We start from the raw sequence: 10,880 nt of genomic DNA, 5'->3' as shown, positions 1-10,880 counted from the left end.
AAAATGCCCCGCAATTAGCGGGGCTTTTTTTAAGGAAATTTTATGTTCTATCAGTTGGCGCGTTCGGTGATGTTTCAAACGGATGCAGAAAAATCTCACCATTTTGCGCTGGAAAGCCTCAAACGTTTACAATATACACCGCTGAATCTGCTGTGGTCACAACAGGTGCCGTCAAAGCCGGTCACAGTCGCGGGCATTACCTTTGATAACCCGGTGGGCCTGGCGGCTGGTCTGGATAAAAACGCTGACTGTATCGACGCTTTCGCTGCTATGGGTTTTGGTTTTATTGAAGTGGGCACCGTCACGCCAAGACCGCAGGCCGGCAACGACAAACCGCGGCTGTTCCGGTTGCCGCAAGCGCATGCCATCATCAACCGGATGGGTTTTAACAACAAAGGCGTTGACTATCTGGTCGAAAACGTCAAAAACAGCCGGTACAAAGGGGTGTTAGGCATCAATATCGGCAAAAACAAAGACACACCAAACGAGCAGGGCAAAGACGATTATGTCGCCTGTATGCGTAAGGTTTATCTTCATGCCACATACATTACTGTTAACATCTCGTCGCCGAACACACCGGGCCTGCGCGATCTGCAATTTGGCGAAGCCCTATTAGATTTACTGGTGGCGGTGAAAAACGAACAGCTCGATTTAGCCGCCAAACACGGTAAGTATGTGCCGGTATTTGTCAAAATCGCACCGGACATGGATGCGGTGGCGGTGGAGCAAGTGGCTGAAACCTTGCTGCGCAGCAAAATGGATGGTGCTATTGCCACCAACACCACGTTGGATAAAACGGCAGTGGCAACTTTAGAGCATGGCAATGAAATGGGTGGCCTCAGTGGCCAGCCGGTCCGGCAAAAAAGCACGCAAGTGATCAATCAATTACGCCAGGCGGTCGGCGCTGATTTTCCGATCATTGGCGTCGGTGGCATCGATAGCGCACAAGCGGCGCAGGAAAAATTCGCTGCCGGCGCGCAGCTGGTGCAGGTCTATACCGGCTTTATTTATCAGGGGCCGGCGCTCATCAAACAGATCGTCAGCGCCTTATAACGATCCAGATCTGATCAAGGCCGGCTAGTGCAAAACAGTATTTAAAGCCTTGATCAGATTGCGTTATAACAGCGTTATTAAAAATCTTTGAGCGGATCCAGTGTGACAGAACCTCATTTTGACTGGCAATGGTGTGAACAGCAGGGCCAGCTGTGTTTAAAAACCGCACAGGGGCTACACCGTACTCCGTTGCTGTGCAGAAGTGACATGCTGCAGGTTGATTTTACTTTAGGCCAGGCTGAGCTCTACTGGCAAAGCCTGTTTGCGCTGGAAGCTTTGCACTGGCCGGCCGAAGCAGTTTTTGCCGCCTGTATTGACGCTGTCGCGCATCTTGAATTTGGTGTGGCGGACGCGCACAAAAGTTTTTATCTGCAAAATTCCCATAGTCACCAGCATCCAACCCCCTTTAGTTTGGTGCAGCTGTGTGGCCGCAATCAGGCATTGGCATTAGTGCTGGACTCCACCGCCACACAAAGCCGGCTGATGCTGTTGTCCGAGCTGGAAACCCTGACCGGCCGTGTGTTTCATGCTGGCCATAGCTTCAGTAGTCTGCATGACCGGCTGAGCCTGTACCACCCACCACAAACCCCTTGGCGCAAATCAGCCTGATCTGGTCGGAGATCTGTGGCTTTTGCTGAAAACATCAGCGGTTCTTAAGATAAAAGCTAGGCAGTCGCGCGCAGATCGGTAAAAATACGCCGTTAACAGCAGAAACAGGTAACGCGTGTGAAGACTGAAGTGCAGAATTTTGATGAGATCCGGCCGTATTCGGATGCCGAAGTACCGCAGGCGATCGAACAAATCATTTCAGATCCTGAATTTACCGCGGCCATTATCCGCTTCAAATTTGGTAGAGCTTTTGGTGGTCTCAGCAAGCTGCTAAGCCCGTTACTGGGCTGGTATTTACGCCGGCACTGGCGGCGGTTGCAGACGGTGCAAGATGTGCAACGTTATGTGTCCGGTTATCTGGAACAGGCGCTGCAGCACACCACAGATGGCGTCAGTTGCAGTGGGCTGGATTCCTTGCCGAAAGATCAGGCCTATTTATTTGTCTGTAACCACCGTGATATCGCGATGGACCCGGCTTTAGTCAACTGGTGCTTGCACTTGCATGACTTTGACACCGCCCGCATTGCCATCGGCGACAACCTGCTGAAAAAACCTTGTGTCACGGCACTGATGAAACTGAATAAAAGTTTTATCGTGCGCCGAAGTGCCAAAGGCCCGCGCGAAATGCTGAAGGCGCTCAGCCAATTATCTGCTTATATCCGCCATTCGTTGTCTGAAGGCCAGCATATCTGGATCGCACAAAAAGAAGGCCGGGCCAAAGATGGTTTTGACCAGACCGACCCGGCGATTTTAAAAATGTTTTACATGGCCGGTAAAGCCGAGGGCCATGAGTTTGCCGATTATATGCAGCAGCTCAATATTGTGCCCGTGGTGATTTCCTACGAATACGACCCTTGTGATGAAGCCAAAGCGTTGGAGCTTTATCAAAGAGCCGAAGACGGTGGTTACCAAAAGGCTGAATTCGAAGACATCGATAATATTATCAAAGGCATTACCGGCTACAAAGGCCGTGTGCACCTGCATTTTGGTGAGGTGATCCGAGATGGCTTTGACAGCCCGGAACAACTTGCTGAATTAATAGATCGGCAGATTTATCAAGGCTATAAAATTTATCCGGCGAATCAATATGCGGCCGGGGAACACGTCAGCGATCAACAGGCTGCCGCCAAGTTTGCCAGTCGCCTGGCGCATATGCTGCCGGAAATTCAAAGTTATGCCCGTGCTATGTACGCCAATCCACTGAAAAACGCACAAAAAGTGCAGGAACAATAAGCATGGCGCGCCACATTACTTATACCTTCAAAGGGCAACCGCGACGCATAGCCTTCAGCTATGACAAGTTCCGCGACGTGCATGAAGCGGTAGCGGCCGCTGAAGGCATAGATCTGAAAAAGTTTTTGCAGATGGAACAGCAGATTGCGATGACGACCAAACATAAGTCTGCGATCAAAGAGTTCCGGCAAAGCGAATTTAAACGCATGGGCTTTGCCGACATCTACCTACATAAAGACGAGCCGGACGCCGCCAGCTAAATTTGGCGCGTTATTTTGCGGCTTTGTTGTGACAGCTGTCCGCAATGGCCTGACAGCTGCTGACCGCCTGTCCTACCTTGACCGCGTTGGCGGCAAACCAGCCCAGCGGCATTTCCAGTGCGGCGATCACTTTGCCCGGTGATTCATGTAAATCTTCACTATTGGCCATCATTGGCTGAATTTTGCTGATGCGCCACTCTGGGTCAATAAAGGCTACATCGAGTGCCGTCGGGGTATTTTTCATCCACAACGTCATTGGCCTTGGTGTGTCGTACAGCAGCAACATACCGTGTTTGACCGGTGCCTGTTCCATCAGACCACGCATGCGCCGTTCTACCGTATCAGCCAGCTGTACCTGCAACTGCTGTTCGCCGGCTTGTAACGGAATGAGTGGAAAAACAGGGACTTCAGCCTGACAGGCGGCTAAGGGTAACAGACAAATCCAGGCAAATTGACGCATCACAGACTCCGGTTGCAACTGCTTTATTGTGCCGTCTTAAACTGTCTGATTGCAAATGCAATTCTGCTTGGGGTGTTTTTCGGCTCACGCTAAATACAGGTTTAAAAGATAAGTACCACGCAAGGCAGCTTTTTACGCGAAAAAAAGCCGGGTTGCCCCGGCTATTCTTCACACTGTCCTGTGTTGTGACAGACAGTCTCCAGACTATCCTGCAAGTGTTCCTGACACTTACATCCGTCCATCGCTTTAGCGCAATGACCCTCTGACGGATTAGTTGGCGTTTAACGCCTGACGCGGGTCAACATAACTCAGGTTCAGCGCTTCAGCAACGTGCTGATTCACCACCTGGCCGTTGATCACGTTCAGACCATTTAACAGATGTTGGTCATCTAATAACGCTTGTTTGTAGCCTTTGTTCGCCAGTTTGATGATAAATGGCAAAGTCGCATTGTTCAGGGCAAAAGTTGAAGTGCGTGGTACTGCGCCTGGCATGTTCGCCACACAGTAGTGCACCACGTCATCAACAATAAAGGTTGGTTCTGCGTGTGTGGTGGCGTGTGATGTTTCAACACAGCCGCCCTGGTCGATCGCCACGTCAACGATGGCAGAGCCTGGTTTCATCTTACGGATATGCTCGCGGGTCACCAGTTTTGGTGCCGCAGCGCCTGGGATTAACACACCACCGATGACTAAATCGGCTTCCAGCACGTGTTTTTCCAGAGCGTCAGCAGTAGAGTAAATGGCTTTGACTGCACCATTAAATTGCGCATTGATACGGCGCAGGACGTCAACAGAGCGGTCCAGTACAACCACATCAGCGCCTAAACCAATGGCCATTTGCGCTGCGTTGGTACCGACCATACCACCACCGATCACCACGACTTTAGCCGGCTCAACGCCAGGCACACCGCCCAGTAACATGCCACGGCCGGCACAAGATTTTTCCAGAGCACGGGCACCGGCTTGAATCGACATCCGGCCAGCCACTTCTGACATCGGTGCTAACAGTGGCAGACCACCACGACCGTCGGTGACAGTTTCGTAAGCAATACAGATGGCTTTAGATTTAATCAGATCTTCAGTTTGTGGCAGGTCTGGCGCCAGGTGCAGGTAGGTAAACAGGATTTGGCCTTCACGTAACATCGCACGTTCAACAGCCTGAGGTTCTTTGACTTTAACAATCATCTCTGCGATGGCAAAGATTTCTGCGGCACTGTTCAGAACTTTGGCACCGGCCGCCTGGTACTCGGCGTCACCACAACCAATACCGTCACCGGCATTGTGTTCAACATAAACAGTATGGCCATGTGCGACCAGTTCGCGCACGCTGGCTGGCGTCATACCGACGCGGTATTCATGGTTTTTAATCTCTTTTGGTACGCCAATAATCATAACTGTTGCCTTTTTGAATTGTTGCAGGGGGTGGTAAAATTTTTCGCTAGTATAAAGCGCATAAAGCAGGATTGCTGATTGTTTTATTTTTGATTGGCAGCATAATATATCGATAAACTAGCTATAGCAGGATTATTGACTTGCCAATTTCGCCACAACACAGCGGCCGTAAACTGGACCGTATTGATCGTAAAATTCTGACGGAATTACAGAAAGATGGCCGACTCGCTAACGTGGAACTGGCCAAGCGGGTAGGGCTCAGTCCTACACCTTGTCTGGAACGGGTGCGTAAGCTGGAACAGGAACACTTTATCCTCGGCTACAACGCCCGGGTGGATCCCAATAAGGTTGGCGCTGCTTTGCTGGTGTTTGTTGAAATCACGCTGAGTAAAACCTCACCGGAAGATTTCGACGAGTTCAGTAAGGCGGTCCAGAAGCTGGATGAAATTTTGGAATGTCATCTGGTCTCCGGCAGTTTTGACTTCCTGTTGAAAACCCGGGTTGCCAATATGGCCGCCTACCGCGAGTTACTGGGAGAAACCTTATTGCGATTACCCAGCGTGCGCGAAAGTCGGACTTATGTGGTGATGGAAGAGGTCAAACAAACAACTTTTGTTGCAGTCACCGGCTGAAAACAGCAATACTGGATAAAAAATCAGCAAAGTGCTTTTTGCGCTGATTTTACGGCAAGGAAATATGTGCAGCAAACCAGTCAGTCTGGTATCTTTGCTGTGTTTCTGACAAGTTTTTATAGGGTCATGCTGTTGCAAGCAAAAACTGTATTTTCGCTGAACGGAGTCCAGCGGCTGGTTGAAGTCGGGTTAATTGCCTGTCTGGGGATTGCCACATTTATGCTGTTGGCACTGCTGAGTTTTGACCCGGCAGACCCGAGCTGGACGCAAACCGGCTATCACAGTGACATTCGCAATATTGCCGGTCCAATAGGTGCTGAGGTCGCAGATATTTTGTTCGCAGTGTTCGGCTGGTTGTCTTATCTGGTGCCGCCATTTCTGGCTTTTTGCGGTTACTTGTTGTTCCGCCGTTTTACCGACCTATTGTCATTAGATTATTTCGTGCTCGGCATGCGCTTGTTGGGCCTGTTGCTCACCGTGATCAGCGCCTGTGCGATTAGCAGTATTAACTTCGACGACATTTATATGTACTCCAGCGGCGGTGTGGTTGGTGACGTGCTGGTGGCCGTTTTGTTACCCCAGCTGAGCTTTGTCGGTTCCAGCTTATTATTACTGTGCAGTTTTTGTATTGGCCTGACGCTACTGACCGGTATTTCCTGGCTGACTGTCGCCGATGAATTGGGTGCTTTCACTGTGACGACTGCCCGCCGGTTGTGGAACTTCAACGCCACTATCGATGCGCTGATGCGAAAACTTAAACCTAAAGTCCGGGTGGTTGCACCGCTGCAACGCAGTGACATCAAGGGCACGCCGTATCAGCAAGAAATAAAAGCCCCAATGATGGTTAAAGCAGAAACGTCTGCGCCGGAAAAAGAGCCTGAAACTGATCGCGCAGAGCCGTCGTTAACCAGCAGCCGGATTGAACCAGAGATTGGTTTTGATGTAGTAACAGGTCACGATGATCAGGCTTTTGACTCCGATGCGTCTGAACCAGCTCAACAGCCTGGCAGCTATGCTCCTGAACAAATCATGCCACTAACACAGGCTCCAGCTGTTTTAGTCAGTGCGGACGCCACAGTGCCTGCGCAAGTGAAGCCAGTCAGCCCAATTAAGATTGACCCTGCGGTGCAGAGCCGGGCGTTTTTCCCGGATGCTGACGCCCGTGTCGAGCCATTACCTATCCAGCCTTTGGATATCCGCACTGATGCCCGCGCTTTTGTCAGCATTGACGAGATCGCCGGGGATGAACTCAGTTACAGTGCAATCGATGAAACTTATGCCGAAGATGAACTTGCACAGAGTTTCCTGCACACCCAGACACCAGCGGATTCGGTGCAGCCGCAACAGCTAGCCAGCACTGACGAAGAAGAAGAGCAGGATGAAATCCTGTATCCACAACCAGTGCCGCCGGTTGATGCTTTGCCATCGATCAGCTTATTAGAGCGGCCGAACCGCACCGTCAACCCAATTTCGGAAGAAGATTTGGAGCGGGTGTCTCGGCTGGTTGAAGTGAAACTGCTGGATTTCAGCGTAGATGCCAAAGTCGTGGGTGTTTATCCGGGCCCTGTGGTTACCCGGTTTGAACTGGACCTCGCACCAGGCGTAAAAGTTTCCAAAATTACTGGTTTATCCAAAGACTTAGCCCGTTCTTTATCTGCCATCAGTGTGCGGGTGGTGGAAGTAATCCCGGGTAAATCTTTTATCGGTCTGGAACTGCCGAATCAGCACCGTGAAATAGTCCGGTTATCTGAAGTCATCGGCGATGAAGTATTTGAGCAGTCTAAGTCGCCTTTAACCATGGTGCTCGGCAAAGACATCGCGGGCAAGGCCGTGGTGGCTGATCTGGCAAAAATGCCGCACCTGCTGGTGGCCGGTACTACGGGCTCAGGTAAGTCAGTTGGCGTCAACGTAATGATTTGTAGTTTGTTATACAAATCAACGCCGGACGATGTGCGTTTCCTGATGATCGACCCGAAAATGCTCGAATTATCGGTCTATGAAGGTATCCCACATTTGTTGACCGAAGTGGTCACTGACATGAAAGAAGCGGCTAATGGCCTGCGCTGGTGTGTCGGCGAGATGGAACGACGTTATAAGCTGATGTCAGCGATGGGTGTACGGAACCTTAAAGGTTACAACGCCAAAGTTGCCGAGGCCATTGCCGAAGGCAAGCCACTGCGCGACCCATTGTGGCGTCCAACCGATGATATGCGCGGCGAGCCGCCATTGCTCGAGAAGCTGCCGTCCATTGTCGTGGTGATTGACGAATTTGCCGACATGATGATGATTGTTGGTAAAAAAGTTGAAGAGCTGATCGCGCGTATTGCACAAAAAGCGCGGGCAGCCGGCATTCACTTAATTCTGGCGACACAACGGCCATCAGTTGATGTGATCACCGGCCTGATTAAAGCCAATATTCCAACCCGGATTGCCTTCCAGGTGTCGTCAAAAATCGACTCCAGAACCATTCTGGACCAGCAAGGCGCAGAAAGCTTGTTAGGTCAGGGCGATATGTTGTATCTGCCGCCGGGCTCTGGCGTACCAAACCGGGTGCACGGCGCTTTTGTCGACGACCACGAAGTGCACGCTATAGTCGCTGACTGGAAAACCAGAGGTCGTCCAAACTATATTCCGGAAATTCTGTCTGGCGAGACCAATGAAGAAAATCTGTTGCCTGGCGAGACGCTGGAAGAAGACGACGCTGAAGCCGATCCGTTATTCGACCAAGCGGTGGCTTTTGTTACCGAAAGTCGCAAAGCGTCAGTCTCCGGTGTGCAGCGTCGTTTCCGGATTGGGTATAACCGGGCTGCACGTCTGGTCGAAACGATGGAACAAGTCGGTATTGTCAGTGGCCCTGGCCACAACGGTAACCGTGAAGTATTAGCTCCGCCTCCGCCAAAAGGGTTTTAAATGAAACATGTGTTTTCCATAACGGGTCTGTTGCTTGCCGCAGTGTGTTCTGGTGTGGTTAGTGCGGCTGAAACGGCCGCCGAGCAGCTCAAATACAAACTGGCGCGCCTCAACAGTTATCAGGCCAGTTTCCAACAAACGGTCACTGACGCTACGAATAAACAGGTACAAACCGGTGAAGGTTATCTGAGCCTGAAACAGCCGGCGTTATTTCGCTTTGAGACCATCAGCCCGACGCCGAATCTGTTAATTGGTGACGGTCGCACTTTGTGGCATTACGACGAAACTCTGGAAGAGCTGAAAGTCTATGACGCGGCAAAAGAAGTCGACAAAACGCCTTTTGTGCTGCTGACATCCAGCGATGCCAAACTCTGGTCTTTGTACGATGTGAGCGGTCAGGGTGAAACTTTTGTTATCACACCCAAGGACCAAAATAATCCGGTACAAAAGCTGACGTTGCAATTCTCAGGGGTTGGTCTCGCCAAAATGGCGGTAGCCAGTCAGGATGGGCAGACCAGCAGTTTTGAGTTCATTGCGATGCAAAGTAATGTCAGTATCGACAGTGCCCAGTTTAAGTTCAGTGCGCCTAAGGGCGTAGACATTGTTGATTTACGCGGCAAGTGAGCAATCTGTCTTTTAGTTTTGCGCCGGACGTGCGGCCTTTGGCGGCACGGTTAAGGCCAAAAAATCTACAGGAATATGTCGGTCAACAGCATTTGCTGGGCCCAGGCACGCCACTGCGTCGGGCTATTGAAGCAGGACAGCTGAACTCACTGATTTTCTGGGGGCCACCAGGCACCGGTAAAACCAGTCTGGCGGAACTGATTGCCGGCAGCACAGCAGCTGCCATTGAGAAAATCTCGGCAGTCACCGCCGGCATTAAGGAGATCCGAGAAGCCATCGAGCGGGCCGCGAATCGCTTACAACAAGGTCAGCGCACACTGTTGTTTGTAGACGAAGTGCATCGTTTTAACAAAAGCCAGCAGGACGCCTTTTTACCGCATATCGAAGATGGCACCATCATCTTTATTGGCGCGACCACTGAAAACCCGTCGTTTGCACTCAATAACGCACTGTTATCGCGAGCCCGGGTCTGTGTGCTGCGTAAAATCAGCAGTGATGATTTGCGACAGTTACTGCAACGCGCCCTGGCCGATGAAACTCTGAACCTGCAGTTTCCGATTGTGCTTGCGCCGCACGCCACCGAACTGTTGTTACAGTTGGCCGACGGCGATGCACGTAAGATGCTGAACCTTCTGGAACTCGCCGCCCAAAGCAGTGCCGATGGCCAGATTGATACCGACTTACTAAAACAGCTGGTGGAACGACAGTTACCTGGTTTTGATAATCAGGGCGAGCTGTATTACGACCTGATCTCTGCTTTTCACAAGTCAGTCCGCGGTTCACAGCCGGATGCGGCCCTGTATTGGTATTGCCGTATTCTTGAAGGCGGTGGTGACCCTCTTTATGTAGCAAGACGTTTGTTAGCGATAGCCTCAGAAGATATCGGCAATGCCGACCCTCGCGCCTTGTCGCTGGCGCTGGCTGCTTTTGATACCTTCCAGCGGGTTGGCCCGGCTGAAGGTGAGCGCGCTATTGCGCAGGCAGCGGTGTACTGTGCTTTAGCGCCAAAAAGTAATGCGCTTTACAGCGCCTTTAATCAAATGCGCGCTTTTGTCCGTGAACAGCCGGCATTTGAAGTACCGATACAACTGCGTAATGCCGCCACCGGTTTGCTGAAAGAACTGGGTTATGGCGAAGGCTATCGTTATGCCCATGATGAGCCTGGCGCTTATGCCGCAGGCATGACGTATTTGCCGCCAGAAATGCAGCAGATGCAATTTTATCAGCCGACCGATCGCGGTTTAGAGCGTCAGCTTTCAGAAAAGCTGAGTTATTTACGTGGTCTTGATGCCAATGCGACCACGGATGACAAGGACAAGCCTGATGTGGGTTAACTATGCGGCTATTGCTGTGGGCGGTGCCATCGGGGCTTGTCTGCGTTTTGCGCTCAGCGATGCCATGTTACATCTTTTCGGCCGGGCATTTCCTTTTGGCACTTTGCTGGTTAATATTCTCGGGTCCTTTATTATCGGTCTGTTGTATGGTCTGATCCTGACTGAACAACTGGCGCCCAATCCATGGCGAATATTTATCGGCATCGGCGTTTTGGGCGCGTTTACCACCTTCTCCACCTTTTCTATGGACACTGTGTTGATGCTGCAGCAGGGTGCTTTTATCAAAGCGACGCTGAATGTGCTGGCCAACCTGGTGTTGTGTTTAACCCTGACCTGGCTTGGTATCAAGCTTGGGACTTTGAAGTAAGCAGAC

General features: G+C 51.1%; 11 protein-coding genes. 9 read left to right on the top strand and 2 right to left on the bottom strand.

All coding sequences use genetic code 11. The features are described 5' to 3' along the window. The first annotated feature begins 42 nt into the window (after window positions 1–42). The 4 genes from pyrD to ABNT34_RS12530 all read left to right on the top strand — a co-directional run bounded on the left by pyrD (window position 43) and on the right by ABNT34_RS12530 (window position 3,155). Window positions 43–1,053 carry a quinone-dependent dihydroorotate dehydrogenase gene (gene pyrD / locus ABNT34_RS12545; protein WP_348732126.1) on the top strand — a complete coding sequence of 337 codons (1,011 nt, stop codon included), beginning with the start codon at window positions 43–45 and terminating at the stop codon, window positions 1,051–1,053. Window positions 1,054–1,155: 102 nt separating this feature from the next. Continuing rightward, window positions 1,156–1,662 carry a hypothetical protein gene (locus ABNT34_RS12540; RefSeq protein WP_348732124.1) on the top strand — a complete coding sequence of 169 codons (507 nt, stop codon included), beginning with the start codon at window positions 1,156–1,158 and terminating at the stop codon, window positions 1,660–1,662. Window positions 1,663–1,779: 117 nt separating this feature from the next. After that, a complete protein-coding gene (locus ABNT34_RS12535; RefSeq protein ID WP_348732122.1) occupies window positions 1,780–2,895 on the top strand; it encodes a 1-acyl-sn-glycerol-3-phosphate acyltransferase in 1,116 nt (371 codons plus the stop codon). 2 nt (window positions 2,896–2,897) lie between these two features. Continuing rightward, entirely contained in the window at window positions 2,898–3,155 is a 258-nt protein-coding gene (locus tag ABNT34_RS12530; protein WP_348732120.1) for a DUF2960 domain-containing protein, read from the top strand. Between the two features lie 10 nt (window positions 3,156–3,165). Here ABNT34_RS12530 and ABNT34_RS12525 read toward each other — a convergent pair whose 3' ends face one another. Then, window positions 3,166–3,615, bottom strand: a complete 450-nt coding sequence (locus ABNT34_RS12525; RefSeq protein WP_348732118.1) for a DUF192 domain-containing protein — start codon at window positions 3,613–3,615, stop codon at window positions 3,166–3,168. A gap of 270 nt (window positions 3,616–3,885) precedes the next feature. After that, complete coding sequence (ald, locus tag ABNT34_RS12520) at window positions 3,886–5,007, bottom strand: alanine dehydrogenase (protein ID WP_348732116.1); 1,122 nt, start codon at window positions 5,005–5,007, stop codon at window positions 3,886–3,888. A gap of 146 nt (window positions 5,008–5,153) precedes the next feature. Between ald and lrp the strand changes: the two genes are divergently transcribed. The 5 genes from lrp to crcB all read left to right on the top strand — a co-directional run bounded on the left by lrp (window position 5,154) and on the right by crcB (window position 10,874). Further along, window positions 5,154–5,639 carry a leucine-responsive transcriptional regulator Lrp gene (lrp, locus tag ABNT34_RS12515; protein ID WP_348733712.1) on the top strand — a complete coding sequence of 162 codons (486 nt, stop codon included), beginning with the start codon at window positions 5,154–5,156 and terminating at the stop codon, window positions 5,637–5,639. Between the two features lie 132 nt (window positions 5,640–5,771). Continuing rightward, window positions 5,772–8,549 (top strand): DNA translocase FtsK 4TM domain-containing protein, encoded by a 2,778-nt coding sequence (locus ABNT34_RS12510; RefSeq protein ID WP_348732114.1) that lies wholly within the window; start codon window positions 5,772–5,774, stop codon window positions 8,547–8,549. Continuing rightward, window positions 8,550–9,173: an outer membrane lipoprotein chaperone LolA gene (gene lolA, locus ABNT34_RS12505; protein ID WP_348732112.1), complete on the top strand. Its 624-nt coding sequence runs from the start codon at window positions 8,550–8,552 to the stop codon at window positions 9,171–9,173. Next, window positions 9,170–10,507: a replication-associated recombination protein A gene (locus tag ABNT34_RS12500; RefSeq protein WP_348732110.1), complete on the top strand. Its 1,338-nt coding sequence runs from the start codon at window positions 9,170–9,172 to the stop codon at window positions 10,505–10,507. The genes lolA and ABNT34_RS12500 overlap by 4 nt, the downstream gene beginning before the upstream one ends. Continuing rightward, window positions 10,497–10,874, top strand: coding sequence for a fluoride efflux transporter CrcB (crcB, locus tag ABNT34_RS12495; RefSeq protein ID WP_348732108.1), 378 nt, complete (start codon window positions 10,497–10,499; stop codon window positions 10,872–10,874). Before ABNT34_RS12500 ends, crcB begins: the two co-directional genes overlap by 11 nt. Window positions 10,875–10,880: the final 6 nt, after the last annotated feature.

Origin of the sequence: Rheinheimera texasensis, assembly GCF_964031785.1 — a bacterium.
Lineage (GTDB): Bacteria > Pseudomonadota > Gammaproteobacteria > Enterobacterales > Alteromonadaceae > Pararheinheimera > Pararheinheimera texasensis_A.
This window is presented reverse-complemented; position numbering and strand designations above follow the sequence as displayed.

What these genes read in the sequence shown, in the direction of transcription:
- pyrD (WP_348732126.1), top strand. Translation starts at nt 43, where the DNA reads ATGTTCTATCAGTTGGCGCGTTCGGTGATGTTTCAAACGGATGCAGAA.
- ABNT34_RS12530 (WP_348732120.1), top strand. Translation starts at nt 2,898, where the DNA reads ATGGCGCGCCACATTACTTATACCTTCAAAGGGCAACCGCGACGCATA.
- ABNT34_RS12525 (WP_348732118.1), bottom strand. Translation starts at nt 3,615, where the DNA reads ATGCGTCAATTTGCCTGGATTTGTCTGTTACCCTTAGCCGCCTGTCAG.
- ald (WP_348732116.1), bottom strand. Translation starts at nt 5,007, where the DNA reads ATGATTATTGGCGTACCAAAAGAGATTAAAAACCATGAATACCGCGTC.
- lolA (WP_348732112.1), top strand. Translation starts at nt 8,550, where the DNA reads ATGAAACATGTGTTTTCCATAACGGGTCTGTTGCTTGCCGCAGTGTGT.
- crcB (WP_348732108.1), top strand. Translation starts at nt 10,497, where the DNA reads ATGTGGGTTAACTATGCGGCTATTGCTGTGGGCGGTGCCATCGGGGCT.